We start from the raw sequence: 25,977 nt of genomic DNA, 5'->3' as shown, positions 1-25,977 counted from the left end.
CTGGCGTGCCGATGCGACGCGCCGCGCGCGGCGCGGCTCAGACCAGCGCCGCGTCCTCTTCGTCCTCGGCTTCCGCGTCCAGCGCCGCATCCGCAGGAACTGGTGCGGGAGAGGTGGCGATGCGCGGCACGTTGCCCAACGACTGCGTGTTCATCGCCACGCCGCTGCACAGGGTGAACTCGGCGCCGTCCTCGGCCTGCTGCGTGGCCAGCTTGGCCGGGCACTGCGCCATCATGTAGCTGACGTCGAAGTTGAGCTTGTCGACCAGGAAGTCGACGAAGGCGCGCACCTTCGGCGAGAGCATGCGCCCGCCCGGGAACACCGCGTTGAAGTCCAGGTCCGGCCCGACCCAGCCGCCGAGCACGCGCCGCGCCTTGCCGGCTTCGATCAGCGGCTTGATCGTCGCATCGCTGGCCAGCACCAGGCCTTCGCCGCAGACCAGGCCGCCGATCAGCGCCGCCGAGTCGTTGGCCAGCAGGATTGGCTGGACCAGGAACTCGCCGCTCTGCTTGCCATTGCGCAGCGGCCAGCACAGCCGGTTGCCGCCGTTGCGGCCGGTACTCAGCGCCAGCGTGCGGTGGTGCTGCAGGTCGTCCGGATGCAGCGGCTCGCCATGGCGTTCGATATAGTAGGGGCTGGCGAAGACCTGGGTGCGGAAGGTGGCGAGCTTGCGCGCGACCATGGTCGAATCCGGCAGCGTGCCCATGTGCAGGGCCACGTCCACGCCTTCGGCGATCGGATCGACCTTGTCGCTGGTCATGATCATCTCCAGGCGCACTTCCGGGTGCTGGCGGTGGAACTCGCCCAGGATCGGCGCCACCCAGGAGATGCCGGCCGAGTAGGGCACGCTGAAGCGCAGCCAGCCGCGCGGGCCGGCCTGCAACTGGCCCACCGCGCTCTCGGCTTCCTCCAGTTCGCGGGCGATGCGCTGGCAATGCTCGTGGTAGACCGCGCCGGCCTCGGTCAGCCCGAGCCGGCGCGTGGTCCGGTGCAGCAGGCGCGCGCCCAGCCGCGCCTCCAGGTCCTGCACCTTGCGGCTGACGGTGGTCTTGGGCAGGCCGAGGGCATTGGCCGCGGCGATGAAGCTGCCTTGCTCGACCACCTTGACGAAGATCAGGGTGTCGTTCAGATCGTGGCTCATGGCGGTTCCTTGAGGTGGAGACGATTGGACCGGTAGCGGGACGATTATTCCCCTTAATTCGGACTAATCAAGTGCGGCTTTGGCGCCTAATTTGTCCGCATTCGCCATCACCGACGGTCTTTGCCCATGTCGATGCGCACCCTGTTCCAGTTTTTCGCCTGCCCCGATCGCCAGCTGCGGCGCCGTTCCGCGCCCTCGGCATCGGCGCAATCCCCTTATCCGAAAGCGTTTCGCGAGTTCACGCCGCCGCCGCGGCGCCAGGGCGGCAGCAGTTTGCGCCTGGGCGCGTCCGGCAACGACCGGCTGGGCCGCATCGCGATTGTCCCGTCGGCGGGAGGAAAAGTCCCGTGAGCGGGATGTTGGCCCCCGAGGTCCTGGTCCTCGGCGGCAGCGGCACGGTCGGGCAGGGCGTGGTGCAGGCGCTGCTGGAGGCGGGCAGCCCGGTGCTGGCGGTGGCCCGCGACCGCGCCCGGCTCGCGGCGCTGCGCGATCGCCACCGCGACGAGCCCGGCCTGGACGTGCTGTGCGGTTCGGTCGCCACCGACGCGGCCGCCGCCGCGTTGGTGGCCGAGGTCGCGCAGCGGCCGCGGCCGTTGGCCGCGGTGGTCGCCGCTTTGGGCAGTCCGCTGCGCCCCGGGCGCCTGCTGGAGCGGCCGCTGAGCGCGCTGCGCAAGCGCCTGGATGCCGACCTGCTGCCGCACCTGGCCGCGGCCCGGCATCTGCTGCCGCTGCTGGCCGAGCATCCGCGCGGCGGCCGCTACGTCCTGTTGGGTAGTCCCTGCGCGCTGCGCGCCTGGTCCGGGCACGGCGACAGTTCGGTGGCGGCAGCGGCGATCCGCATGCTCGCCCAGGTGCTGCACGAGGAAGCCAAGCCGCTGGGCGTGCACGTGCACCTGCTGTCGCTGTCCGAGCCGGTGTGTCGCAGCGACGACGCCATCGGCGATTGCCCGGACTGGTTCACCACCCTCGGCGTTGGCCGCGCCGTGGTCCACCTGCTGGCCGATCCGCAGCGGCCGGACCGCGCGCTGGTCGAAATCGATCGCCGCCATGTCGCGCGTCCGCGCAGCGCGCTGCTCAACGCCTTGCCGTTTTCCTTCTCCACCCACGAGGTCTCTCCATGAATCCGATTCCGATGCCGTCGCGCCTGCTGCCGGGCGCCCTGCGCCCGCTGGCGGTGGCGCTGCTGGTCGCCACGCTCGCCGCCTGCGGCAGCCAGGCCAACGAACAGGGCGCGCCGCCGCCGCCGAGCGTGGGCGTGGCGCCCGCGCTGCAGAAGCAGATCAGTCAGTGGGACGAGTTCAGCGGCCGTGTCGAGGCGGTCGAACACGTGGACCTGCGCCCGCGCGTGTCCGGCTACATCGACAAGGTCAACTACGTCGAAGGCCAGGAAGTGAAGAAGGGCGATGTGCTGTTCACCATCGACGCGCGCAGCTATCGCGCCGAACTGGCCCGCGCCGAGGCCGACCTGGCGCGCGCACGCACCCAGGCCAAGCTCAGCGCCAGCGAGGCCGCGCGTGCCAAGACCCTGTCCGAACAGCAGGCCATCTCCACCGAGAGCTGGGAACAGCGGCGCGCCGCCGCCGAGCAGGCACAGGCCGACGTGCTGGCCGCGCAGGCGGCAGTGGACAGCGCACGCCTGAACCTGGAATGGACCCAGGTGCGCGCGCCGATCGACGGCCGCGCCGGCCGCGCGATGGTCACTGCCGGCAACCTGGTCAGCGCCGGCGACAGCGCCAGCGTGCTGACCACGCTGGTGTCGCTGGACAAGGTGCACGTGTACTTCGACGCCGACGAAGGCACCTTCCTGCGCTATGCGCAGATGGCGCGCGACGGCCAGCGCCCGAGCGAGCGCGACGGCAGCCTGCCGGTGCAGGTCGGCCTGGTCGGCGAGGACGGCTATCCGCATGCCGGCAAGGTCGATTTCCTCGACAACCAGCTGGTGCGCAGCACCGGCACCATCCACGTGCGCGCGCTGCTGGACAACGCCGACCGCCGCTTCACCCCGGGCCTGTTCGCGCGGGTGCGGCTGCTCGGCAGCGGCCGCTTCGACGCGGTGCTGATCGACGACCGCGCGGTGCTCACCGACCAGGACCGCAAGTACGTCTACGTGGTCGACAAGGACGGCAAGGCGCAGCGGCGCGACGTGCAGCTCGGCCGCAGCGCCGAGGGCCTGCGCATCGTGCGCAGCGGCCTGTCCGCCGGCGACAAGGTCATCGTCGACGGCGTGCAGAAGGTGTTCATGCCCGGCATGCCGGTGCAGGCCAAGCCCATCGCGCAGACCACGTCCCCGACCGCACCGCGCCAGGCCGTCGCCCTCGACTGAGTCGCGGGCGTCGACGCACCACCGGCCGAGTCGTGTCGGCCGTACCCGCCGGGCCCGCAACGGCCCGGCGTCGCCACCGGCATGCCTGCGTCCGCGCCCGGCCCCCCGTTTCATCCGTTTCCAGGACCACCACCCATGGACTTTTCCAGATTCTTCATCGACCGGCCGATCTTCGCCGCCGTGCTGTCGATCGTCATTTTCGCCGCGGGCCTGATCGCCATCCCGCTGCTGCCCATCGGCGAGTACCCGGACGTGGTGCCGCCCTCGGTGGTGGTGCGCACGGTGTATCCGGGCGCCAACCCCAAGGTCATCGCCGAGACCGTCGCCACGCCGCTGGAGGAAGCGATCAACGGCGTGGAGAACATGATGTACATCAAGTCGGTCGCCGGCTCCGACGGCGTGCTGCAGATGACCGTGACCTTCCGCCCGGGCACCGATCCGGACGATGCCGCGGTCAAGGTGCAGAACCGCGTGGCGCAGGCGCAGGCGCGCCTGCCCGAGGACGTGCGCCGGCAGGGCGTGACCACGCAGAAGCAGTCGCCCACCTTCCTGATGGTGGTGCACCTGACCTCGCCCAAGGGCAAGTACGACAGCCTGTACCTGCGCAACTACGCGCGCCTGCACGTCAAGGACGCGCTGGCGCGGATCCAGGGCGTGGGCGATGCGCAGGTGTTCGGCGGCGGCGACTACGCGATGCGCGCCTGGCTGGACCCGGAACGGGTGGCTGCACGCGGCCTCACCGCCAGCGACGTGGTCGCGGCGATGCGCGAGCAGAACGTGCAGGTCTCCGCCGGCCAGCTCGGCGCCGAGCCCATGCCCGAGAGCAAGTTCCTGACCCTGATCAACGCGCAGGGCCGCCTGCGCACCGAACAGGAGTTCGGCGACATCGTGCTCAAGGTCGGCGCCGACGGCCAGACCGTGCGCCTGTCCGACGTCGCCCGCCTGCAGCTGGGCGCCGGCGACTACACCCTGCGCGCGCAGCTGGACGGCAAGAACGCGGTCGGCATCGGCATCTTCCAGGCGCCGGGCGCCAATGCGCTGCGGATCCGCGACCAGGTCATCGCCAAGATGGACGAGCTGACCAAGCAGTTCCCCGACGACGTGAAGTACGAGGCGGTGTACGACACCACCATCTTCGTGCGCGACTCGATCAGCGCGGTGGTCCACACCCTGCTGGAGGCGGTGCTGCTGGTGGTGCTGGTGGTGATCCTGTTCCTGCAGACCTGGCGCGCCTCGATCATTCCGCTGATCGCGGTCCCGGTGTCGGTGGTCGGCACCTTCGCCGCGCTGTACCTGCTGGGCTTCTCGATCAACACGCTGACCCTGTTCGGGTTGGTGCTGGCGATCGGCATCGTGGTCGACGATGCGATCGTGGTGGTGGAGAACGTGGAGCGCAACATCGAGGAGGGGCTGACCCCGCTGGCGGCCGCGCACCAGGCGATGCGCGAGGTGTCCGGCCCGATCATCGCGATCGCGCTGGTGCTGTGCGCGGTGTTCGTGCCGATGGCGTTCCTGTCCGGGGTGACCGGGCAGTTCTACAAGCAGTTCGCGGTGACCATCGCCATCTCCACGGTGATCTCGGCGATCAACTCGCTGACCCTGTCGCCGGCGCTGGCCGCGCGCCTGCTGCAAGGCCACGACGCGCCCAAGGACCGCCTGTCGCGCGGCATGGAGCGGCTGTTCGGCGGCTGGCTGTTCCGTCCGTTCAACCGCTTCTTCCACCGCAGTTCCGACCGCTACCAGGGCGCGGTGTCGCGCATCCTGGGTCGCCGCGGCGCGGTGTTCGCGGTGTACGTGGCGCTGCTGCTGGTCACCGGGCTGATGTTCAAGGCGGTGCCGGGCGGCTTCATCCCGACCCAGGACAAGATGTACCTGATCGCCGGTGTGAAGCTGCCGGAAGGCGCCTCGATCGAGCGCACCGACGCGATGCTGCGCAAGGTGGCCACCATCGCCATGCAGACCGACGGCGTGGCCCATGCGATCTCGTTCCCGGGCCTCAACGCGCTGCAGTTCACCAACACGCCCAATACCGGCGTGGTGTTCCTGCCGCTGAAGCCGTTCGCGCAGCGCCACCGCAGCGCGCTGGAAATCAATGCCGAGATCAACCAGCGCATCGCGCAACTGGGCGAGGGCATGTCGTTCGCCTTCATGCCGCCGCCGATCCTCGGCCTGGGCAACGGCAACGGCTATCAGTTGTTCATCGAGGACCGCGCCAACCTCGGTTACGGTGCGCTGCAGAACGCGGTCAGCGCCATGCAGGGCGCGGTGGCGCAGACCCCGGGCATGAGCTTCCCGATCGGTACTTACCAGGCCAACGTGCCGCAGCTCGATGCCGAGGTCGACCGGGTCAAGGCCAAGGCCCAGGGCGTGGCCCTGACCGATCTGTTCGATACCCTGCAGACCTACCTGGGCTCGACCTACGTCAACGACTTCAACCAGTTCGGCCGCACCTGGCAGGTGATCGCCCAGGCCGATGCGCCGTTCCGCGAGAGCGTGGAGGACATCGCCCGGCTGCGCACCCGCAACGCTCAGGGCGAGATGGTGCCGATCGGCTCGATGGTCACCATCAAGCAGACTTACGGCCCGGACCCGGTGCTGCGCTACAACGGCTATCCGGCCGCCGACCTGGCCGGCGAGGCGGATGCGCGATCGCTGTCCTCGGCCGAGGCGATGGCCAAGATCACCCAGATCGCCAAGCAGGTGCTGCCCAACGGCATGGAGATCGAGTGGACCGACCTGAGCTACCAGCAGGCGACCCAGGGCAATGCGGCGCTGGTGGTGTTCCCGCTGGCGGTGCTGCTGGCGTTCCTGGTGCTGGCCGCGCTGTACGAAAGCTGGACGCTGCCGCTGGCGGTGATCCTGATCGTGCCGATGACCCTGCTGTCGGCGTTGTTCGGGGTGTGGCTGAGCGGTGGCGACAACAACGTGTTCGTGCAGGTCGGCCTGGTGGTATTGATGGGCCTGGCGTGCAAGAACGCGATCCTGATCGTCGAGTTCGCCCGCGAACTGGAACTGCAGGGCAAGGGCATTGTCGAATCGGCGCTGCAGGCCTGCCGCCTGCGCCTGCGCCCGATCGTGATGACCTCCATCGCCTTCATCGCCGGCACGGTGCCGCTGGTGTTCTCGCATGGCGCGGGCGCGGAAGTGCGCTCGGCCACCGGCATCACCGTGTTCGCCGGCATGCTGGGCGTGACCCTGTTCGGTCTGTTCCTCACCCCCGTGTTCTATGTCGCCCTGCGCAAGCTGGCCGGGCGGCCGCTGGTCTCGCATGCGCCGGCCCACGCCGACGCGCCGGCACACGGCTGATCCTTTTCCCATTTTTCTCAGGAGTTTCGCAATGAACGCAGCACACAAGATCGCCCTGGTCACCGGCGCCACCCGCGGCATCGGCCTGCATACCGTGCGGCAACTGGCCGAGGCCGGCGTGCGCACCCTGCTGGCCGGGCGCGATGCCACCCGCGCCAGCGCCGCGGCGCTGGAACTGCAGGGCGAGGGCCTGCCGGTGGAGCCGCTGACCCTGGACGTCACCGACGCCGCCAGCATCGCCGCGGCGGTGGACACGGTGCGCGCACGCCACGGGCGGCTGGACATCCTGGTCAACAACGCCGGCATCCTGCGCGACGACCTGCGCCTGAGCGTCTCGCAGCAGACCCTGGAGACCTGGCGCGAGACCTTCGACACCAACCTGTTCGGCCTGATCGCGGTCACCCAGGCGTTCCTGCCGCTGCTGCGGGAAGCGCCGGCCGCGCGCATCGTCAACGTCTCCAGCCTGCTCGGCTCGCTGACGCTGCACAGCCAGCCGGGCTCGCCGATCTACGACTTCAAGGTGCCGGCCTACAACGTGTCCAAGAGCGCGGTGAATGCCTGGACCATCCAGTTGGCCTACGAACTGCGCGACACCCCGATCAAGGTCAACACCATCCACCCCGGCTACGTGAAGACCGACATGAACTCCGGCGAGGGCGAGCTGGAAGTGGCCGACGGCGCGCGCAGCAGCGTGATGATGGCGCTGCTCGACGCGGACGGCCCCACCGGCAGCTACACCCATGTCGGACAGGTGCTGCCATGGTGATCCGTCCCGCACTCGGCGCGCTGGCGCTGGCGCTGCTCAGCGCCTGCGCCAGCGTCGGCCCCGACTACCGCGCACCGGTGCAGCCGACGGTGACGCTGCAGGGCGCGGCGTCGCCGGTGTTCGCAACCGATTCGCCGGTCGCGTCCTGGTGGGCGCAGTTCGACGATCCGGTGCTGGAGCAACTGGTGCACGACGGCCTGGTCGCCAACCTGGACCTGCGCATCGCCCTGGCGCGCGTGCACGAGGCACGCGCGGTCTTCGCCGAGCAGCGCCTGGACCAGGCGCCGCACGTGACCGCCGGCGGCGACTACACCCGCGGCAAGGCGCCGGACGCCGATGCCGGCGGCGCGCGCGTGCTGACCGAGAGCTACCGGCTCGGCTTCGATGCCGGCTGGGAGCTGGACCTGTTCGGGCGCCAGCGCCGTGCCAGCGAGGCTGCGCGTGCGGATCTGGAGGCCGAACAGGCCGGCCTGGCCGACGCCCAGGTCACCGTGGCCGCGGAGGTGGCGCGCAACTACTTCGCCCTGCGTGGCACGCAGAAGCGCATCGCGCTGGCGCGCACCACGCTGGACAACCTGCGCGATACCCAGCGCCTGACCGAGACCCGCTGGCGGCTGGGCGCCGGCAGCGAACTGGACGTGCAGAGCAGCCGCGCGCGGCTGAAGGCGATCGAGGCCGACATCCCGTTGCTGGAAGTGGACGCCGCGCAGGCGCGGCACCGGTTGGCGGTGCTGCTGGGCAAGCCGCCAGGCGCGCTCGATGCGCTGCTGGCGCCCCAGCCGACCCCGGCCTATGCGCGGGCCTTGCCGCTGGGCGACACCACGCAGTTGCTGCGCCGGCGTCCCGACGTGCGCAGCGCCGAACGCCGCCTGGCGGCGGCGACCGCACGGGTCGGCGTGGCCACCGCCGACCTGTTCCCGCGGATCAGCCTGTCCGGCTTCGTCGGTTTCCTGTCCGGCGATGCCGGCGCCCTGTTGCACGGACGCAGCAAGGCCTGGTCGCTGACTCCGTCGATCCAGTGGGCGGCGTTCGACATGGGCAGCGTGCGGGCGCGCCTGCGCGCGAGCGAGGCGCAGGCCGACGGCGCCGCCGCCGACTACGAGAAGGCCGTGCTCGGCGCGCTGGAGGACACCGAGAACGCCCTGACTGCCTATGCCCACGAGCAGGCGCGGCTGGCGATCGTGGCCGAACAGACGCAGGCCGCGCAGCGCGCCGAGGCGCTGGCGCAGATCCGGTATCGCGAAGGCTCGGAGGATTTTCTGACCCTGCTCGATGCGCAGCGCACGCAACTCACCGCCGAGGCCGACCTGGCCGACGCCGAAGCGGCGGTGAACATCGGCGTGGTGCGGGTGTACAAGGCGCTCGGCGGCTGGGGCCAGGATGCAGGCACGGAGGCCGGCAGGGACGTTGCGACCACCGCGGTGGCGGCGTCCGCGCTGCAGGCGCGCTGATTGGGGGTGCTGCGAAGGCCGCGGTGCAGGCCGACGGCACGCACCGTGGCCTTCTCGGCACCTCACTTCATCTGCTTTTTGTCAGCACCAGGCCGGTGCGGGTTTCCTGTAGGAGCGGCTTCAGCCGCGACGGGCGTTCCCGGTGAAGCCCGTCGCGGCTGAAAGCCGCTCCCACGGAGGCTGGTGACGGCTGCCGGACCGGATGGCGCCGCGTCTGCCGCCGGTGCCGGCCGCTCAGTCCTGCGCCACGTCCTCGGCGATCACGTAGCGGTCGCGTCCGTTGTTCTTGGCCTGGTACAGCGCGGTGTCGGCACGCGAGAACCAGTCGTGCCACTGCACCTCGTCGCACAGCATCGCCGCGCCCAGCGACACGGTGATGGTGCCGTTGGGGCCGCGCAGCGCCGTGCGCGCGGCGTCGTGCAGCCGCCTGGCGAAGGCGGACAGTTCGGTCGCGGACTGCAGCCGCGCCACCACCACGAACTCCTCGCCACCGAACCGGAACACCTCGTCCGGCGCGCGCACCTGCGCGCGCAGCAACGTGGCCAGCTCGACCAGCACCCGATCGCCCTCGGCATGGCCGTAGAGGTCGTTGACCTCCTTGAAGTGATCGATGTCGAGCACGATCAAGCCATGCCGGCGGGTCGCCCGGCGTGGATCGGCCACCCGTTGCGACAGGCTGCGCTCGAGCATGCGGCGGTTCGGCAGCCCGGTCAGCGAGTCGTGCGAGGCCAGTTGCTCCAGTTGCAGGCGATCGCCTTCCACCCGCAACGCCAGCATGTAGCCCAGTCCGGTGATCAGCAGCGACACCGCCAGCATGGAGAAGAAATGCTCGGCACCCAGCGTGCTCGGGGTGACCACCAGCAGCACCGCGATCAGGGTCGCGTTGCAGGCCAGGGCGACATTGCGCGTGACCGCGAAGAAGTTGCTCATCATCACCAGGTACAGCCACGGCACCGCGGCATGGCGCAGCGCATGGCAGGCCAGGGCGCTGCCCAGCAGCCAACTCAGCGACAGCAACGGATCCATGCGGCCGTCGCCGCGATGCAGGGCCAGCCAGGTCGCCAACGCAGCCAAGCCGGCCAGGGCGGCGCCGGCCAGCGCGGTCAACGGCGCGCCGATCGCGATCTGGTAGAGGGCGAACAGCAGCAGTACCCCGGCCGTGGAGGGACCGAGGACCTTGATGATGCCAAGCCGGAAGTGCCGGCGCAGGGTCAAGCCCGCGCTCACGGAGAGGCGCTCCGGCACGGCGCATGGTCATGGCGGGCTGTTGAACGGGGGCGGGCGACGAACATGGCGACGTCAGGATGGCGGAAGAGTGTTGCGGTGGAAGAAGCAAGTTCCATGCCCAAGATGCTTTTGTGGTGCGTATCCCGATGCTGAACGCGGCGTAGTGGAATTGCCGACACCTTGCGCGCCGCGACAGCGTCGCGTTGACGCAGCGACCGGCGTCGCACCGATCGCCTGTGCCACGCGGCAGGCCGTGTCTGGTTGCGGCCGGTAGGGGAGGGCTACGGAAGGACGCGCGCAGCTGATTCCTCCTCCCTCCGGGAAGGTGGCGCGCAGCGCCGGCTCGGGCGAGGTCAGGCGCGTTGCGCCTGGCGTCTCCGCGGTGGCGTCAAACCGGCGTTGCGCGTATCGCGGTCAGCGAAGCCGCCGCTCCGACGCGTCATACTGGCCCGGCAGCGTGACCGGCGCGGGCAGGATCCGCGCGCGGCGCGCCCGCCACGGATGGGCTAGGCGTCGTTACCGTCGATGGCCTTCAGCCCTTTCTGGCTCAGCGCGAGATCGCCATCCTCGCCTTGCGCCGCATAGTTCTCGCGCACCGCCCAGGCCGCCTCTGCCTCGCTGACCGGCGTGGTGGCGTGGATGTCCTGCAGGATGCGCAGCTGTTCCTGGGTCAAGGGCATGGCGGGCAGTCTCGATCGGAAAGAGCATTCCACCCTACAGGCCGCTGGTGACGGAGATGTCGGCGCGTTGCCAGGCTTTTCGATTGCCGACGCCGGTACACGTGATCGTCGCGGGGGAAGAGCGGCGCCACGCCCTCTCGTCGCACGGCCACGACACGGCCGACATCATTTCGCAACGCCTCGAGGACGCTGGCGTAACGGGTGCCCACGCATGATGCGCGTACCAGCTGTGCGGCCGGGGCGATGCCTGGGGCTGCTTCAAGGATGCAGGCATCCGCGGCTGGACCACTTTTTTCACGCACCGGCAGGCATCCACCTGCCGGTGCGTTTTGCGTTTCCGGGCAGCGCTTTGGCGATGCGCGGCTCGCCGCCGACTCAGACAGCGTACGGGCAGCATCGCTGATCTGATGCGCGTCCCGTACTGGCGAGGTCCATTGCCGCCGACTTTGCCGCAACGGGTTTGGATGCTGCCGTCTACGAACCCGTGGCTCCCCGACAATGGACCCGGACCGGTGTTGCAGACCTAGCTGCCCAGTGGATTGAAGACGGCCTCGATGCGATGCCCATCCGGGTCGATGACGAACGCGGCGTAGTAGGCGTCCCCATAGTCGGGACGCAGGCCGGGCGCGCCATTGTCGCGACCGCCGGCTTGCAGTGCGGCACGGTGGAACGCGTCCACCTGCAACTGCGTTGTCGCGGCGAACGCCAGGTGGAAACCGGGTCCCGGCGCCGTGGCGCGGTCATGCAGTTTCAGGCAGAACAGATCGTCGCTGCCCTCGGCGATGCCGTACCCGATCGCAGTCTCGTCCTCGAACACGCGCAGGTAACCCAATGGTCGCAGTGCGGCATCGTAGAACGCGCCTGCGACGGCAAGATCGCGAACGCCGAACGAAACATGGTGGAGCATCAGGCTACCTGCATGAAGAATGGCGAATGTCGGAACGCTGGCGCAGCGCGATGGAAGGTCGCACACGCCGGCGCTCGACGGGTTCGCTGTCGGCCGGTTCACCCGGCGCCGTTCGCAGGCAACGATTGGACGGGGGGCAGTTGTCCAGATGCGTGGACGATGTTCCCTGAGCGTCCGGACGGCGAGTGTGGGCTTCGTCGGCAGTATCGCCGATTGCGCCGCATGCCCAAAGCAGTGCTTGCTGCGCGCTCTCCGGGAGCACGCTGGGTCAGCCACGGCGGCCGCGCGTCGGGAGGCCGCGCAGCAGCACTGTGCGGCGTCATGCAGATGGACATGGACCGCTGGCGTCGCCCGCGCATGGCGACACATGGGAAACATGACGCGATGGCTATGCAGGCAGGTGCACGCCTGGGCGTGCACCTGTCCCACGACGCGTCAGGCGACGCCGGCACCACCGGTCGCGCCGAACACTTCGCCGGTCAGGTAGCTGCCTTCCTGGCTGGCGAGGAGCACATACAGCGGTGCGATTTCGACCGGCTGGCCAGGGCGCTTGAAGTGCGTCTTTGAGCCGAACTGGGTGACCGCCTCCATCGGCTGGCCGCCAGACGACTGCAGCGCGGTCCAGAACGGACCGGGTGCCACCACGTTTGCCCGGATGCCCTTTTCGCTCAACTGTGCCGCCAATGCCTTGGTGTAGGCGACGATGCCGGCCTTGGTGGTCGCGTAGTCGAGCAGGATCGCCGACGGGTCGTACGCCTGGATCGACGCGGTGGTGATCACCGCGGCGCCCGGCGGAAGGTGCGGGACCGCGGCGCGGCAGATCCAGTGCATGGCGTAGAGATTGGTCTTCAGCGTCTTGTCGAAATCCTCGTCGCTCACCTCGCCGATCTCTTCCCGATACTGCTGCCGGCCCGCGTTGATCACCAGGATGTCCAGGCCGCCCAGGCCGGCGACGGCCTTCTCGACCAGTTCCGCACACCATTGACGATCGGTGATGTCGCCCGGGAGGCTGATCGCCTTGCGTCCTTCGGCCTCGATGAGGGCGATGACCTCCTGCGCGTCCGACGCTTCCTCGGCAAGGAAGGAGATGGCCACATCGGCACCCTCGCGTGCAAAGGCGATCGCCGCGGCGCGGCCGATGCCGCTGTCGCCACCGGTCACCAGCGCCCGGCGGCCCGCCAGCTTGCCCGCGCCGCGATAGCTGGTCTCGCCATGGTCGGGCACCGGATCCATGTCCGAGGCCTTGCCTGGAACTGGTTGCGGCTGAGGCGGGAAGGGCGGCTTGGGGTACTGTTCGCGCGGGTCCTGCATCTTCAGTCGGTCGGTCATCGTGTCTTCCTCTTGTTGGCGTGTGGACGGAGTTTTACCGGATTGGTTGTGGTGTTCTCGATGGTCGACATCGCCATGATCTGGGCGAGATGGCTCAGTCCTTGCGGGAAATTCCCCAGGAACGCGCCAGTGTGCGGATCGACCATCTCGCTCAACAGGCCGTTGCAGCGATCGAGCGCGGCATTGAGTCGGGCCAGCCGTTTCCTGGCCTTGGCTTTCTGTCCCAGGCGGGCATAGGCTTCGGCGATCCAGTAGGAGCACGCGACGAAGCAGCCTTCTTCCTGCGCCATGCCGGAGTAGCGGTAATGGAACGCGCCGGCGCCCAACACGCGGTCGATCGCGTCCAGCGTCGCCAACAGCCGATCCTTGCCGTCGAAGCGGAACCGTGCGGCCAGCGCCACCGACGCATCCAGCTTGTCGCTGCCCGGATACATCACGAAGGCCTGCTGCGCGTCCGACCAGCAGTGGACTTCGATCCAGTCCTTGATCCTGTCGCGCTCCCGTTCCCAGCGATCGCGACACGTCGTCGGCAGTTGGCCCTGGTCGGCCAGTTCGACGGCCCTGGCCAGCGCCTGCCAGCAGCTGACCTTGGACATGGTGTAGTGCTGCAGTTCGGGCAACTCCCAGATCCCCGAGTCGGCCTTGCGCCAGTGATCGGCGCACTGGTCGGCAAGCCGGGACAGCAATTCGGCGCTGGATGCGTCCAGGATGTTGCCGCGGCTCACGAAGCAATAGGCGGTCTCGAAGATGTCGCCGTAGATGCCGTGCTGGTGTTGCCCACCGGCGAGATTGCCGCGCACGACCGGCAACGTGTTGCGGTAGCCGGCGGCCTCCAGTTCGACGACGTCGGGCACCAGTCCGCCGTCCAGGGTGAACACGACTTTCGGCCCGTGCTGGCGCAGTTGCCGGATCAGCCAGGTGAAGGCAGCCTTCGATTCCGCTTCCAGGCCGGCGGCGAGAAACGCCTGGATGGTGTAGCCGGCATCGCGGATCCAGGCATAGCGATAATCGAAGTTCTTGTCGCCGCCGATGCGTTCGGGCAGCGACGTCGTCGCGGCAGCGGCGATGGCGCCGGAGGGCGAATAGAGCAGCAATTTGAGCGCGAGCGCGCTGCGGACGAAAAAATCCCGACCCTCGTGCGGGAAGGTCACGTTCTTCGACCATGCCCGCCATTCCTTGTCGGTCAGATCGATGCGGCTGTCGATCTCCCCGATGGTGGGCGCGACCAGCGGCTCGTCCTCGCCGACGACCAGGGCGATCGTCGCGCGTTGTCCCTTGGCCACGGTGATCTCGCCGCGAACGCCGTGGTCCGACCACGCGCAGCTCAGCCTGTCGTCGTGGATCATGACGCCAAGCAGGCGGTCGACATGAAATACGGTGTGCGGGCCGATCGCCGCGCAGTACGGGCTGGCGTTCTGCGCCCGCAAGCTGAATTTCAGCTCCAGCCGGAAGCGCATGGTTCCGCGCTGGCACTCGATGCGTCGTGCGAGTTCGCACCAGGGCAGCCGTCCCGCATGCCCGCTGTTGAGCGACTCGGTCAGCGTCGCCTGGCCGGATGCGGTGGTGAACGTGGTGACCAGGACATTGCTGTCTTTCCGATAGCGCCGCTCGGTGCGGAAGGGCGCGTCCGGGGCCAGCACGAAGTAGCCGCCTTGCTCGGCGTCCAGGAGCCGGTCGAACAGCGGCGGGCTGTCCATGTTGGGCGCGCACCACCAATCGATCGATCCGTCCGATCCGGTCAGGGCGACCGAGCGTCCTTCGCCGAGTGCGCCGTACTGTTCGATCGGTAGCGCACCCTCGGTGCGGCCGGCGCTTGAGGTCGAGCGGCGTGGCCGGGCTGTCGTGGGCACGTGCTCAGGCTCCACGCCAGGGCGCGTCAGGGCCGCGCTGGGGCGTCTTCGATTCCAGCGTGACGTGTCGATGAAGCATGGAGATGCTGCGAAGGGGAGGGCAGCCCGACGGTAGTGGCCTCTCTGCCGAGGCCCGGTGAAGACGGCATCTGCCTGTGTGGGCCTCCACGTGGCGTGGACGAAGGCTGGTCCATCGTGCGTCACCGTCATCGAGGTGCACCATGGGAAAACCGGTCCTGTATTTCCTGCACGCCCTCGGCTCGAGCGGGCGCGAGTGGTCTTCGGTGATCGATGTTTTGCAACCGCGCTTCGACTGCATCGCACTGGATGTTCCAGGCTTCGGCACTGCGCCGGCGTTGGATCGCCCGGATGTGACCGCGCTGGTGGACTGGTTCGCAGGCGCAGTTGCGCGCGACAGGCCGAATTGCTGGTATGTGGTGGGCCACAGCATGGGTGGGAAGATCGCCACCCTGGCCGCCGCGCGCGCGCGCGATGGCATGGCCGGGCTCGCTGGCCTGGCCGGGGTCGTCCTAGTGGCCGCATCGCCGCCCGCGCCTGAGCCGATGGACGAATCCCGGCGGCAGACCATGTTGTCCTGGTTCGACGGTGCCGGCCCCACGCGGCAGCAGGCCGAACAGTTCATCGACGACAACTGCGCGGCGCCGTTGCCGACATCGCCGCGTGGCGGCGCTGTCGACGATGTCCTGCGCAGCAGCGCGCGCGCATGGAACGCCTGGCTCACCCATGGCAGCCGCGAGGACTGCGCGGCGCAGGCCGGCTGCATCGACGTGCCCGCGCTCGTGGTCGCGGGCAGCGAGGACGGCGATCTCGACGAGACGGCGCAGCGGCGCTGGAACCTGCCGCATTACCGCGATGCGCACCTCACCGTGGTGGCGCAGGCAGCACACCTGATTCCCTACGAACGACCGCAGGCGCTCGCGGCGTTGATCGCCGCGCACGTCGACGGTACCGCGGCACGCCGGCTGCCCGACGACTTCGTGGCGTTGCTCAATGCCGAGCGCGTCGCCCCGACGATGCGCAAGGCGCTGCTGCATCGCCATGCCGGGCCGTCGCGTGCGGCAAAAGGCATATTGAGCGAGCGCCAGTCAGGCACGCTGGCCGCCGTGGTCGAGCGCGTTCTGGATGGTGCGGGCGACGCCCGCGATATCGCGCGCCGCATCGACGTCGATCTCGCCAAGGAGGTAGGGGACGGGTGGCGGTTTGCCGACCTGCCGCCCGACCGTCTCGCCTGGCCGATGGGGCTGGATGCGCTGGACGCGTTGTCCGGCGGCTTCGCCGCCTTGCCTGCACAGGAACAGGACGGCTGGCTGCGCGCCATCTTCCTGAGCGAGGCAGGCGACTGTCCCGCGTGCGGATGGAGCGCGGCGCAACTCGCCGCCTGGTTCGAAGACGTGCGTGCCGAGACGGTGCGTATCTGGACAAGCCTTCCGGTCACCATGGCCGCCTTGGGCTACGACGGGTTCGCCGTGGGCGGCTTGGGCGCGGGCAGCCCCGGTTACCAGGAAACCGTCGCCGATCGCCGCGAGGCCTGGCAGCTGCTGCCCAAGGCGCATCCATGAGCGTCGTATCGACTGCGGCGGTGGATGCGGTCGTGGTCGGCAGCGGCGCCGGCGGCGGTCCGCTGGCCGCGCGACTGGCGCAGGCCGGCGTCTCGGTGGTGGTGCTGGAAGCCGGCGCCGCGTTCGGCCCGGATGCGCACCGCGCGGACGAACTGGCGACGGACATCTACTGGATGGAAGAGCGCCTCAGCGGAGGGCGGACGCCGACGGCGTTCGGCCCGAACAATTCCGGTGCGGGGCTCGGCGGATCGACGCTGCACTGGGGCGCGTTCTGCCCGCGCCCGGACCCGCGCGATCTGCAACTACGCACGCAGACCAGCCAGGGCGAAGACTGGCCGATCGCGCACCAAGAACTGCTGTCCTACCTCCAGCGCGTCGAACGCTTCATCGGCGTGTCCGGGCCGGCGGTCTACCCATGGGACGGAGAGCGCTGCTATGCCTTCCCGCCTGCCCAGCGCAACGCACCCGCCGAGGCGATGGAGCGCGGCTGCCGTGCGCTCGGCATCACGGCCGCCGATGCACCGGCGGCGCTAGTCACCCGGCCGCACGAACAGCCGCACTGGGGCACGCGCGTGGCCTGCAACAACTGCGGTGCGTGTCATCAGGGCTGCAGCAATGGCGCCAAGGTCAGCGTGGACACGACCTGGCTGCCGCTGGCACGGGCGCACGGTGCGGACCTGCGCACCGATTGCCGGGTCGTCGGCATCGAGCGCAACAGCCTGGGCGCGGTCACCGGCGTCGTCTACCGGCAGGGCGAGCGCGAACTGCGCCAGCGTTGCACGGCCTTGTTTCTATGCGCCGGCGGCGTGGAAACGCCGCGCTTGCTGCTGAACCTGGGACTGGCCAACTCCAGTGGACAGGTCGGGCGCAATTTCATGGCACATGTCGCGACCCAGGTCTGGGGCACGTTCGACATGGACATGCGCATGAACCGCGGCTACCCCTCCTCGCTGATGAGCGAGGACATGCTGCGCCCCGCGCAGGCCGAGTTTGCCGGCGGCTATCTGATCCAGAGCCTGGGCGTGCAGCCGGTGACGCTCGCCAACACGCTGGCGCGTGGTGCCGGCCGCTGGGGCGCGGCGCTGGTGCGGACCATGACGCGCTACAACCGTCTGGCCGGCATCGGCATCAATGGCGAATGCCTGCCGCAGGACACCAATCGCCTGACGCTCGCCGACGAGTGCGATGCCTTCGGCCTGCGCAAGGCGCGGGTCGACTTCAGCTACGGACCCAACGAACAGGCGATCGATGCCCACGCCAGACGCACGCTGCAGGCGATCTGGGAGGCGGCCGGCGCCCAGGACATCTTCGCCGCCGCGCGCTCGGCACACACGCTCGGCACCTGTCGCATGGGCCGCGATCCCGCGCAGGCCGTGGTCGATCCGGATGGCCGTTCGTTCGACATCGGCAATCTCTACGTCTGCGACAACTCGGTCTTCCCCAGCGCATTGGCGGCCAATCCGGCCCTGACACAGATGGCACTCGGCTTGCGCACCGCCGAGCGGTTTCTCGCGCACTAGGCGATTGCTTCCCCTTCACCCAACGAGGAAAACGACATGGACCTTGGAATCAACCATCGGACTGCCCTGATCAGTGGCGCCGACTCGGGCATGGGCAAGGAAACCGCCCGCCAACTGCTGCAGGCCGGCGTGCGTGTGGCGATCACCGACCGTGCGGACGGCACGCTCGATCAGGCGCTGTCCGAGCTGTCGGGCCTGGGCGAGGTGATCGCCGTGGCGGGCGATGTGACGCGTGCGAACGATGTCGCGGAGATCTGGGCGCAGGTCCGGGCACAGCTGGGCGATCCGGATATCTACGTCAATGCGGCCGGCGTCACCGGGGCGACCGGCGACTTCCTCGACGTGAGCGATGCGGGGTGGCTCGAAACGCTGGACATCAACCTGATGGGCGCGGTGCGGATGTGCCGCGAAGCGATTCCCGCGATGCGCCGAAACGGCTGGGGGCGGATCGTCCTGTTCGCGTCCGAGGACGCCGTGCAGCCCTATGTGGACGAACTGGCCTACTGCGCGTCGAAGGCCGGAATCCTGAGTCTGGCCAAGGGCCTGTCCAAGGCCTACGGTGGCGACAACGTACTGGTCAACACGGTGTCGCCCGCGTTCATCCATACCCCGATGACCGACGCAATGATGCACAAGCGCGCGAAGGAAAAGGGCATGACCTTCGATGAAGCGGTGTCGTCGTTCCTGGACGAGGAGCGTCCCGGCATGGTCCTCAAGCGGCGTGGCCGGCCGGAAGAGGTGGCGGCGGCGGTTGTGTTTCTGTGCTCCGAGCGCGCCAGCTTCATCAATGGTGCCGGTATCCGGGTCGATTCGGGGTCGGTGCAGACCATTGCGGGGTGAGTCGAAACTGACCTCGGGACGAAGGAGATGCTCCTGCATGTTTCGCAGGAGCCGATGGTGGAAGCTGGAGTTGTTTTCGGCTGCTGTTCCGTCGGCTGTCATTTTGACGCCAGCGAGCGTGATGGGGCGGGGCGCGTTTCGTTCTCTGGCAACGTGGCGTTCGTCCGGAACGTGGAGTAGAACACTGCGTGAGCGCTTTCGACGTGGCTAGCGCGACAGCAGCTTGGCCTTCTGCACCTGGAACTCGGCATCGGTGAGCAGGCCTTTCTTCCGTAGGTCGTCGAGCTTCAACAGTTCGGTGTATAGATCAGGCTGCGCGCCGAGTGCGCGCGGCGCATCGCCGGTTGCGGCCGGCGATGCCGCGCTCGCGTTCACCTCGATTTGCAGGTCGGCTCGTGGCTGCAACCCGACGGTCTCATCGGAACCTTGCGGAACTAGACGGAACTGATACTCGACGTATGGCCACTGGCCCGGTCCACCTGCGTCCACCGCTTCCATTGCCACCGGTACCGCCTGCATGTTCTTGGCGGCGGCGAACGCGTTGGCAGCGAGAAGCGCTTTGCGCTTGGTCGTTGCAGCGCTGGCGAAGATGCCGGCGTGATTCTTGACCGTCACCATCCACACGCCGGGTGACACCTGCGCAAACTCTGGCTCAACGGCCTGCGCGGTGCCGGCCAGCGCCATCCATAGCATGGGCACGAAAAGAATGCGTTTCATGGTTCTTCCTCAGCGAGTGATCGCGGGGCCTACCTGTGATGACGCGGGGTCATTGGTAGCCTCACTATGGCATGCGACCGCACGATGGTTGATCCCAGTGGCGAGCGTGGCGCTACTGTGGCGATGCCGTCCCGCGTGCTGCCGGCCGGCATCAGGCACAAAAAAAGCCGGAAACCTCGATGCGATCGGGATTCCAGCCTTGTTTGCACGTCCATGGACGTTTGGATGGTGGAGGTGGGCGGAATCGAACCGCCGTCCGAAGGCACTCCATCCCCGGCACTACATGCTTAGCTCATCGTTGGATCTCATCCCGGAACAGCACGATGTGCGAAGCGCATCCCAGGACCAGCCTGCTTGATTTAGCCAATGGCTGACAGGCAGCCACCACCGGCGATTCCGTGATAATGACCCTACGTCGCGAGCACGGACACAAGCGATTTCGGGGCTAGGCCTTAAGCGGCCAGAGCGTAGTTGTCGTCGTTGGCAACTATAAGTTTGCTGCTGGATTTACGAGGAAAGCTGCCCCCTCGGCATGCGCCAAGCGATTTTGCAACCCCCGTCGAAACCAGTGCACCCCCGGGGACAACGTCAAACGCTGACCTGCACAGTGTAGGGATCGGGGAGGGCAGTCACAAGCCTTGAGACAGACCACGCTTAAGCTGGCTTCACTGCGACGCCGGCCCTGTCACGCCGCCGTCCCCCAGGCATTCCCCCAGGCATGGAGCAGCGCAATGGCAAGCAGACAGCCGCGTGGCCGCAGCAACGGGTCCGCGCCGAAGGCATCCGTCACCTCCTCTAGGCCCACACCCGGCAAGGCGCCGGTCAAGGCGCAGGCGACATCCGCCGCCAAGCCGAGAGCGGCAGCGCGCAAGACGACGGCGGGTGGCACGCGTGCCGCCAAGGCGCCGAAGACGGCGACGCCGGCACCGACAGCGACAGCGACGAGGGCACCCGCATCGGCACGGGCCGCTGCACCGCCCAAGTCCAATATCGCGGCTCCAAGCGCCAGCAGACCTGCCTCGGCGATGGCCGCCGCCACGCCGCCGGCCGGCAGCGCGTTGCGGCCCAAGGCCACCGGCGAAGGCTCGCTGGCGCAGGGGCAGGCACGCACGGTCGTCTACATCCATGGCATCGGCAACAAGCCGCCGGCCGAGGTATTGCGCTGCCAGTGGGACCGCGCCCTGTTCGGGCGCGCGATGGGCGAGCGCACGCGCATGGCCTATTGGGTCAATCGCGAGCGCTATCCGTCGCCGGAACCGGGCGATTGCCAGGATCAGGATCGCGGCCCGGTGTTGAACCAGGCCGAGCAGCGTGTCCTCAGCGCGCTCGGCGTGGCCCCGCAGCTGGCCGATCTGCGCCAGCTCGCCGACACCCTGGCCGCCAGCGAGGTCGAGCGCGCACGGCTGCAGCAGCTGCTGGACGAGGTGGAGGCAGCGGCGCCAGCGACGGCAACCGCAACCACTGGCGTGCATGCGCAAGGCGTGGTCGACGTGCTCAACCGCGCGTTGCTCAAGCTGATCTCCGCGGCGCTGCTGCAGGACGTGCACGACTTCTTCTTCGTGCCGGCGCGACGCACGCAGATGCGCGAGAGCCTGCTGCAGCGCATCCGCGCCGGCGGCGGCCCGTTCGTGGTGATCGCGCACAGCCAGGGCTCGCTGATCGCCTACGACGTGCTGCGCGAGCTGCAGCTGCAGGATTGCGAGGTCTCGCTGCTGCTCACGCTCGGCTCGCCGCTGGGCCTGCCGGTGGTGCGCAGCATGTTCAAGGCGTGGACCGGAACGCCGAAGCTGCCGTTTCCGCCTTGCGTGGCGCGCTGGGTCAACGTCGCCGAGCGGCGCGACCCGGTGGCCCTGGACGACGATCTCAGCGACGACATTGCCGATGCCGACGGGCGCTTCCAGAACATCGCCGGTTCGAAGATCAACCCGGATTGGCAGCGCAACCCGCATTCGGCCGCCGGCTACCTGTCCATCCCCGACGTGCGGGCCGAGGTGCGGCGCGCGGTGGGGGTGGGCTTCGACCAGCCGATCGCGCATCCGGTGCTGATCAAGGACCTGTCCGACCAGTTGGAGGCGCGCGCGCCGGACTATCGGCACGAGGTGCTGATCGAACTCGAACGATTGTCCGATGCCGGCGATGCGGCGCAGCGCAAGCATGCGCTGATCGCGGCGCTGCGCGCGCTGACCCAGGCCTCCACCGGGCTGCAGGGCGAGGCGCTGGATGCGCAGATCGAACTGGAGGACACCCTGCAGCGCTACGTGTCGGCGCGGCTGACCCGGTTCGAGATCGAAAGCCTGCGCGAGCGCTATCGCGACCTCAACCTCAAGCGTTTGTGGCGCGATGCGGGCAAGCGCGCGCTGATCTACCAGTCGCGCAGCACGATCCAGGTGGATGCGGCGCAGGTGGCCTATCGCGCGCTCGGCGCCGGCATCGGCTGGGCGGTGCTGGACAGCGGCATCGCCGCGGCGCATCCGCATTTCCACGTCGCCGGGCAGCCGCCGACCGTGCTTGCCCAATGGGACTGCACCCAGCGCGGGCGCCCACGCGCGCTGCGCCCGGGCGAGGCCGGTTTCGACGCGCTCGACGGCAACGGCCACGGCACCCACGTGGCCGGCATCATCGCCGGGCAATGCGAGGCGCCGCTGCCGGGCGCGCCGGCCACCGCGCCGTTGCAGTTCGCCGGCATGGCACCGTTGGCGCGGCTCTACGGGTTGAAGGTGCTGGACGACGACGGCAACGGCCGCGACTCGTGGATCATCAAGGGCGTGCAGCAGGTGGCCGAACTCAACGAGCGTGCCGGCGAACTGGTGGTGCACGGGGTCAACCTGAGCCTGGGCGGCTACTTCGACGCGGAGAGCTACGGCTGCGGCTTCACTCCGCTGTGCAACGAACTGCGCCGGCTGTGGCGGCAGGGCGTGGTGGTGGTGATCGCGGCCGGCAACGACGGCCTGGCCTGGCTGATGCAGGGCGACGGCGAGGCCTATCCGCTGAACCTGGATCTGAGCATCGGCGACCCGGCGAACCTGGAGGAATCGCTGGCGGTGGGCTCGGTGCACAAGAGCAGCCCGCACAGCTACGGCATTTCGTATTTCTCCTCGCGCGGCCCGACGGCCGACGGCCGCTACAAGCCCGACCTGGTCGCGCCGGGCGAAAAGATCCTGTCGGCCCACCACGGCTATGCGGTCGCGGATCCGGGCACCTGGATGGTGGAGATGAGCGGCACCAGCATGGCCGCGGCGCATGTGTCCGGGCTGATCGCCGCCTTCCTGTCGGTGCGCCGCGAGTTCATCGGCGCACCGGACCGGGTCAAGCAGCTGGTGCTGGCGCAGTGCCTGGACCTGCAGCGCGATCGCTACATGCAGGGCAGTGGACTGCCGAGCTTGATGCGGATGCTTGGGGGGACGTGAGCGGGGCCGGGATGATCAGCCATTCGGCTGCTGAAAAGCCGGGGAGTCGGGAGCGGGGATTCGCAATGGCGGCTCCCCTTGCTGGCGCGGCTCCCGTGTGGGAGCGGCTGCAGCCGGGGAGGCCGGGATTGGGGATTGGGGATTTGCAACGGCGGTTCCCAGGTGTCATCGTTTTTCGTGTGGGAATCTGCTTCGCTGCGGCGGATGAAGGCCAACTTTTCTGGGATCAGGGCATGGAAAAGCCTGGCGCGCGTTGCGCCCCGAATCGCACGGCTTCGTGTCGAGATTCCGACTTCGTCGCGTCGCGGCTGAAGCTGCTCCTACAAGGCATTCATGCGCTCAAGGGGCGCTTGCGGCTGCCGAGCTTCGGCGAGCTGCGCTGCGCGCGGCCGAATTGTTGCGCCGGGGAGCTGCCTTCGACTCTCGACTCCCCAATCCCCAATCCCCAATCCCCAATCCCGGCCTCAGCGCCTCGCGGCTGAAGCCGTTCCTACGGGAGAGGCGAGGCGGTAGGAACGCGGGAGGCGCGCGGGGAAGCCGCCCCTGCGAATCCCAAATCCCGAATCCCCGGCTTTTCAGCAGCCGGATGGCTGATCATCTCAGCCCTCAGGCATTCTTGTTGTGCCGGCGCATGATCCGTTGCTTGTCGCGGGCCCAGTCGCGGTCCTTGGCCGCGTTGCGCTTGTCGTGGTCCTGCTTGCCCTTGGCCAGCGCGATCTCGAGCTTGATCTTGTTCTTGCTCCAGTACATCGCGGTGGGCACGAGGGTGTAGCCGTCGCGCTCGACGCGGCCGATCAGCTTGTCGATCTCGTTCCGGTGCAGCAGCAGCTTGCGCGTGCGCCGGTCGTCGGCAACCACATGGGTGGACGCCTGGATCAACGGGGTGATCTGCGCGCCGAACAGGAACAGTTCGCCCTGGCGCACGAAGGCGTAGCTCTCGCCGATGTTGGCGCGGCCGGCGCGGATCGACTTCACCTCCCAGCCCTGCAGGGCCAGGCCGGCCTCGTAGCGGTCCTCCAGGTGGTATTCGTGGCGCGCGCGCTTGTTCAGGGCGATGGTCTTGTTGGCCGTCGCGCCGTTTGCTTTATCCTTGACGGGTTTCTTGCTCATCTTGCTATTGTCTCCGATTCGGGGCCTCCCGAACGTCTTGGTCCCACTTCCCGTCCGAATGCCTATCATCCGCCGCAGCGCTCTGGTCGAACACGCCGCAACGCGCATGTTCGATCTGGTCAACGACGTCGCCGCCTATCCGCGCCGGTTCGCCTGGTGCGATGCGGCCCATATCCTCGAGCAGAACGACCGCGTCCTGGTGGCACGGCTGGACCTGGGGCTGGGCTCGTTCCGCACCTGGTTCACCACCGAGAACAGCCTGCAGCGCCCGGATCGCATCGATATGCAGCTGCGCGACGGCCCGTTCAAGCGCCTGCAGGGGCAGTGGACCTTCCAGGGCTTCAACGAACACGCCAGCAAGGTCAGCCTGATGCTCGACTTCGAACCGGCCTCGCGCCTGCTGGGGCCGGCGCTGGCGCTGGGCTTCCAGAGCCTGGCCGACCGCATGGTCAACGACTTCGTGCGCGTGGCCGACCGGGAACAGGCCTAGCCGCCGTGCGGATCGAGGTGGTGCTGGCCTGGCCGGAGCGTTTCGTGTCGCAGCGGCTGGACCTGCCGGAGGGCGCGACGGTGGCCGATGCGCTGGCCGCTGCTGCGTTGCCCGAGGCGACGCCCGGCATGCCGTGCGCGGTCTATGGCGAGGTCGCCGCACCGACGCGGCTGCTGCAGGAGGGCGATCGGGTGGAACTGCTCAGGCCGCTGCTGATCGATCCCAAGGACGCCAGGCGCCGCCGCGCCAAGCCGCGCTGAGCGGCCGGGCGTGACGGTGACGCGGCCGCTGGCTCATTCGCCGCGGCGCTGCTTCTTCTTGTCCTTGGCCAGGTTGCGGCCGAACTGGCGCACGCTGTTCTTGGCCAGCTCTTCGTCCTGATCCGGGAAATAGTCGCCTTCCCAGCGGGTGACCATGTCGTTGTCGAAGAACACCACGAAGTTCTTGATCTCGGTATGGCCCAGGCGATCGACACGCTCGGTGGAGGTGTAGTCCCAGCGCTGCGCGTGGAACGGATCCGGAATCGAGGGACTGCCGAGCAGCGCGCTGACCTGCTGCTTGCTCTGTCCGACCTTGAGCTGCTCCACGGCCGACGGCTTGATCAGATTGCCCTGGTAGATGGGCTGCTTGTAAATGATGCCGCAGCCAGCGGTGGACAGGGCAACAGCGGCGACCAGCAGGAGATTGCGCATCGGGGACATGGCTGAATGAAATCGCGTCGATGATACACTCCCGGCGACCGCCGCGACCCATTCCCAGGCAGCTGGCGATAAACCAGCTATGAACGGAGACGCCATGGAATCCCACGATCTGCGCAAAGTCGGCCTGAAGGTCACGCACCCCCGGATGCGCATCCTCGAGCTGCTGGAGCAGAAATCGGCGCGGCACCACATGACCGCCGAGGAGATCTATCGGCAGTTGCTGGACCACGGCGACGAGATCGGCCTGGCCACGGTGTACCGGGTGCTGACCCAGTTCGAGGCGGCCGGGCTGGTGCTCAAGCACAACTTCGAGGGCGGCCAGGCGGTGTACGAACTGGACCGCGGCGGCCACCACGATCACATGGTGGACGTGGATACCGGCAAGATCATCGAGTTCGAAAGCGCGGAGATCGAGGAATTGCAGCGCAAGATCGCTGCCGATCACGGCTACGAGCTGGAAGAACACTCCCTGGTGCTGTACGTGCGCAGCAAGCGGCCCAGCGGCAAGAAGGGTTGAGTTCCGCCGCCGGGTGAACTCGGTCCGCGTGTGGCCCCTCCTTGTGCGCCAGATGCGCGAGGGCTTCGCCACGGACCCTCACCCCAACCCCTCTCCCGGCGGGAGAGGGGCTAAG

22 protein-coding genes and 1 other RNA gene are annotated in these 25,977 nt (G+C 68.5%); 13 read left to right on the top strand and 10 right to left on the bottom strand.

Annotation, left to right across the window (positions count from 1 at the left end):
- Positions 1–37: 37 nt before the first annotated feature.
- On the bottom strand, positions 38–1,141 hold the full coding sequence (locus Q7W82_RS14835) for a LysR family transcriptional regulator (protein ID WP_160946023.1): 1,104 nt from the start codon (positions 1,139–1,141) through the stop codon (positions 38–40).
- Positions 1,142–1,267: 126 nt separating this feature from the next.
- Between Q7W82_RS14835 and Q7W82_RS14830 the strand changes: the two genes are divergently transcribed.
- The 6 genes from Q7W82_RS14830 to Q7W82_RS14805 all read left to right on the top strand — a co-directional run bounded on the left by Q7W82_RS14830 (position 1,268) and on the right by Q7W82_RS14805 (position 8,987).
- Entirely contained in the window at positions 1,268–1,492 is a 225-nt protein-coding gene (locus Q7W82_RS14830; protein WP_242160463.1) for a hypothetical protein, read from the top strand.
- The gene (locus tag Q7W82_RS14825; protein WP_242083033.1) at positions 1,489–2,262 is read left to right on the top strand and encodes an SDR family oxidoreductase; all 774 of its coding nucleotides are present in this window, start codon (positions 1,489–1,491) and stop codon (positions 2,260–2,262) included. The genes Q7W82_RS14830 and Q7W82_RS14825 overlap by 4 nt, the downstream gene beginning before the upstream one ends.
- Positions 2,259–3,464 carry an efflux RND transporter periplasmic adaptor subunit gene (locus Q7W82_RS14820; RefSeq protein ID WP_242160462.1) on the top strand — a complete coding sequence of 402 codons (1,206 nt, stop codon included), beginning with the start codon at positions 2,259–2,261 and terminating at the stop codon, positions 3,462–3,464. The genes Q7W82_RS14825 and Q7W82_RS14820 overlap by 4 nt, the downstream gene beginning before the upstream one ends.
- 135 nt (positions 3,465–3,599) lie before the next feature.
- Positions 3,600–6,770 carry a multidrug efflux RND transporter permease subunit gene (locus tag Q7W82_RS14815; protein ID WP_242160461.1) on the top strand — a complete coding sequence of 1,057 codons (3,171 nt, stop codon included), beginning with the start codon at positions 3,600–3,602 and terminating at the stop codon, positions 6,768–6,770.
- 31 nt (positions 6,771–6,801) lie between these two features.
- Entirely contained in the window at positions 6,802–7,536 is a 735-nt protein-coding gene (locus Q7W82_RS14810; protein ID WP_242160460.1) for an SDR family oxidoreductase, read from the top strand.
- Complete coding sequence (locus Q7W82_RS14805; protein WP_242160459.1) at positions 7,530–8,987, top strand: efflux transporter outer membrane subunit; 1,458 nt, start codon at positions 7,530–7,532, stop codon at positions 8,985–8,987. The genes Q7W82_RS14810 and Q7W82_RS14805 overlap by 7 nt, the downstream gene beginning before the upstream one ends.
- 234 nt (positions 8,988–9,221) lie before the next feature.
- Here the strand turns inward: Q7W82_RS14805 and Q7W82_RS14800 are convergent, their stop codons facing one another.
- The 5 genes from Q7W82_RS14800 to Q7W82_RS14780 all read right to left on the bottom strand — a co-directional run bounded on the left by Q7W82_RS14800 (position 9,222) and on the right by Q7W82_RS14780 (position 14,980).
- Positions 9,222–10,214 (bottom strand): GGDEF domain-containing protein, encoded by a 993-nt coding sequence (locus Q7W82_RS14800; RefSeq protein ID WP_242160458.1) that lies wholly within the window; start codon positions 10,212–10,214, stop codon positions 9,222–9,224.
- Positions 10,215–10,720: 506 nt separating this feature from the next.
- Positions 10,721–10,894 (bottom strand): hypothetical protein, encoded by a 174-nt coding sequence (locus tag Q7W82_RS14795; protein ID WP_242160457.1) that lies wholly within the window; start codon positions 10,892–10,894, stop codon positions 10,721–10,723.
- Positions 10,895–11,417: 523 nt separating this feature from the next.
- Entirely contained in the window at positions 11,418–11,801 is a 384-nt protein-coding gene (locus tag Q7W82_RS14790; protein WP_242160502.1) for a VOC family protein, read from the bottom strand.
- 435 nt (positions 11,802–12,236) lie between these two features.
- Complete coding sequence (locus Q7W82_RS14785; RefSeq protein WP_242160456.1) at positions 12,237–13,130, bottom strand: SDR family oxidoreductase; 894 nt, start codon at positions 13,128–13,130, stop codon at positions 12,237–12,239.
- On the bottom strand, positions 13,127–14,980 hold the full coding sequence (locus Q7W82_RS14780; protein ID WP_242160455.1) for a glycoside hydrolase family 15 protein: 1,854 nt from the start codon (positions 14,978–14,980) through the stop codon (positions 13,127–13,129). The genes Q7W82_RS14785 and Q7W82_RS14780 overlap by 4 nt, the downstream gene beginning before the upstream one ends.
- 221 nt (positions 14,981–15,201) lie before the next feature.
- Here Q7W82_RS14780 and Q7W82_RS14775 point away from each other — a divergent pair, with 221 nt between their 5' ends.
- From Q7W82_RS14775 to Q7W82_RS14765, 3 genes are read left to right on the top strand one after another with little or no spacing between them, the layout of a single operon-like run.
- A complete protein-coding gene (locus Q7W82_RS14775) occupies positions 15,202–16,560 on the top strand; it encodes an alpha/beta hydrolase (protein WP_242160454.1) in 1,359 nt (452 codons plus the stop codon).
- Positions 16,557–18,080, top strand: coding sequence for a GMC family oxidoreductase (locus Q7W82_RS14770; RefSeq protein WP_242160453.1), 1,524 nt, complete (start codon positions 16,557–16,559; stop codon positions 18,078–18,080). The genes Q7W82_RS14775 and Q7W82_RS14770 overlap by 4 nt, the downstream gene beginning before the upstream one ends.
- A 36-nt stretch (positions 18,081–18,116) precedes the next feature.
- Positions 18,117–18,920: an SDR family oxidoreductase gene (locus Q7W82_RS14765; protein ID WP_242160452.1), complete on the top strand. Its 804-nt coding sequence runs from the start codon at positions 18,117–18,119 to the stop codon at positions 18,918–18,920.
- Positions 18,921–19,127: 207 nt separating this feature from the next.
- On the opposite strand, the gene Q7W82_RS14760 is transcribed toward Q7W82_RS14765, so the two are convergent.
- Positions 19,128–19,637, bottom strand: a complete 510-nt coding sequence (locus tag Q7W82_RS14760) for an SHOCT domain-containing protein (protein WP_242160451.1) — start codon at positions 19,635–19,637, stop codon at positions 19,128–19,130.
- Positions 19,638–19,863: 226 nt separating this feature from the next.
- Positions 19,864–20,215, bottom strand: a transfer-messenger RNA (tmRNA) gene (gene ssrA / locus Q7W82_RS14755).
- Positions 20,216–20,794: 579 nt separating this feature from the next.
- On the opposite strand from ssrA, the gene Q7W82_RS14750 reads away from it, so the two are divergent.
- Entirely contained in the window at positions 20,795–23,044 is a 2,250-nt protein-coding gene (locus Q7W82_RS14750; protein WP_242160501.1) for a S8 family peptidase, read from the top strand.
- Between the two features lie 606 nt (positions 23,045–23,650).
- Here the strand turns inward: Q7W82_RS14750 and smpB are convergent.
- Positions 23,651–24,154 carry an SsrA-binding protein SmpB gene (gene smpB, locus Q7W82_RS14745; RefSeq protein WP_017908548.1) on the bottom strand — a complete coding sequence of 168 codons (504 nt, stop codon included), beginning with the start codon at positions 24,152–24,154 and terminating at the stop codon, positions 23,651–23,653.
- A gap of 58 nt (positions 24,155–24,212) precedes the next feature.
- Between smpB and Q7W82_RS14740 the strand changes: the two genes are divergently transcribed.
- Positions 24,213–24,644, top strand: coding sequence for a ubiquinone-binding protein (locus tag Q7W82_RS14740; RefSeq protein WP_026144297.1), 432 nt, complete (start codon positions 24,213–24,215; stop codon positions 24,642–24,644).
- Between the two features lie 5 nt (positions 24,645–24,649).
- Positions 24,650–24,904, top strand: coding sequence for an RnfH family protein (locus tag Q7W82_RS14735; protein ID WP_242160450.1), 255 nt, complete (start codon positions 24,650–24,652; stop codon positions 24,902–24,904).
- A 33-nt stretch (positions 24,905–24,937) separates the two neighbouring features.
- Here Q7W82_RS14735 and bamE read toward each other — a convergent pair whose 3' ends face one another.
- On the bottom strand, positions 24,938–25,336 hold the full coding sequence (bamE, locus tag Q7W82_RS14730; RefSeq protein WP_019796584.1) for an outer membrane protein assembly factor BamE: 399 nt from the start codon (positions 25,334–25,336) through the stop codon (positions 24,938–24,940).
- Positions 25,337–25,439: 103 nt separating this feature from the next.
- Here bamE and fur point away from each other — a divergent pair, with 103 nt between their 5' ends.
- Positions 25,440–25,862: a ferric iron uptake transcriptional regulator gene (fur, locus tag Q7W82_RS14725; RefSeq protein WP_026143876.1), complete on the top strand. Its 423-nt coding sequence runs from the start codon at positions 25,440–25,442 to the stop codon at positions 25,860–25,862.
- Positions 25,863–25,977: the final 115 nt, after the last annotated feature.

The sequence above is a fragment of the Xanthomonas indica genome, from assembly GCF_040529045.1.
Lineage (GTDB): Bacteria > Pseudomonadota > Gammaproteobacteria > Xanthomonadales > Xanthomonadaceae > Xanthomonas_A > Xanthomonas_A indica.
This window is presented reverse-complemented; position numbering and strand designations above follow the sequence as displayed.

Excerpts from the sequence above, each read along its gene's own strand:
- bamE (WP_019796584.1), bottom strand. The coding sequence starts at position 25,336 with ATGCGCAATCTCCTGCTGGTCGCCGCTGTTGCCCTGTCCACCGCTGGC.
- Q7W82_RS14805 (WP_242160459.1), top strand. The coding sequence starts at position 7,530 with ATGGTGATCCGTCCCGCACTCGGCGCGCTGGCGCTGGCGCTGCTCAGC.
- Q7W82_RS14775 (WP_242160454.1), top strand. The coding sequence starts at position 15,202 with ATGGGAAAACCGGTCCTGTATTTCCTGCACGCCCTCGGCTCGAGCGGG.
- Q7W82_RS14765 (WP_242160452.1), top strand. The coding sequence starts at position 18,117 with ATGGACCTTGGAATCAACCATCGGACTGCCCTGATCAGTGGCGCCGAC.
- Q7W82_RS14785 (WP_242160456.1), bottom strand. The coding sequence starts at position 13,130 with ATGACCGACCGACTGAAGATGCAGGACCCGCGCGAACAGTACCCCAAG.
- Q7W82_RS14760 (WP_242160451.1), bottom strand. The coding sequence starts at position 19,637 with ATGAAACGCATTCTTTTCGTGCCCATGCTATGGATGGCGCTGGCCGGC.
- Q7W82_RS14820 (WP_242160462.1), top strand. The coding sequence starts at position 2,259 with ATGAATCCGATTCCGATGCCGTCGCGCCTGCTGCCGGGCGCCCTGCGC.
- Q7W82_RS14835 (WP_160946023.1), bottom strand. The coding sequence starts at position 1,141 with ATGAGCCACGATCTGAACGACACCCTGATCTTCGTCAAGGTGGTCGAG.
- Q7W82_RS14815 (WP_242160461.1), top strand. The coding sequence starts at position 3,600 with ATGGACTTTTCCAGATTCTTCATCGACCGGCCGATCTTCGCCGCCGTG.
- Q7W82_RS14795 (WP_242160457.1), bottom strand. The coding sequence starts at position 10,894 with ATGCCCTTGACCCAGGAACAGCTGCGCATCCTGCAGGACATCCACGCC.
- Q7W82_RS14770 (WP_242160453.1), top strand. The coding sequence starts at position 16,557 with ATGAGCGTCGTATCGACTGCGGCGGTGGATGCGGTCGTGGTCGGCAGC.
- Q7W82_RS14830 (WP_242160463.1), top strand. The coding sequence starts at position 1,268 with ATGTCGATGCGCACCCTGTTCCAGTTTTTCGCCTGCCCCGATCGCCAG.
- Q7W82_RS14790 (WP_242160502.1), bottom strand. The coding sequence starts at position 11,801 with ATGCTCCACCATGTTTCGTTCGGCGTTCGCGATCTTGCCGTCGCAGGC.
- Q7W82_RS14740 (WP_026144297.1), top strand. The coding sequence starts at position 24,213 with ATGCCTATCATCCGCCGCAGCGCTCTGGTCGAACACGCCGCAACGCGC.
- Q7W82_RS14810 (WP_242160460.1), top strand. The coding sequence starts at position 6,802 with ATGAACGCAGCACACAAGATCGCCCTGGTCACCGGCGCCACCCGCGGC.
- fur (WP_026143876.1), top strand. The coding sequence starts at position 25,440 with ATGGAATCCCACGATCTGCGCAAAGTCGGCCTGAAGGTCACGCACCCC.
- smpB (WP_017908548.1), bottom strand. The coding sequence starts at position 24,154 with ATGAGCAAGAAACCCGTCAAGGATAAAGCAAACGGCGCGACGGCCAAC.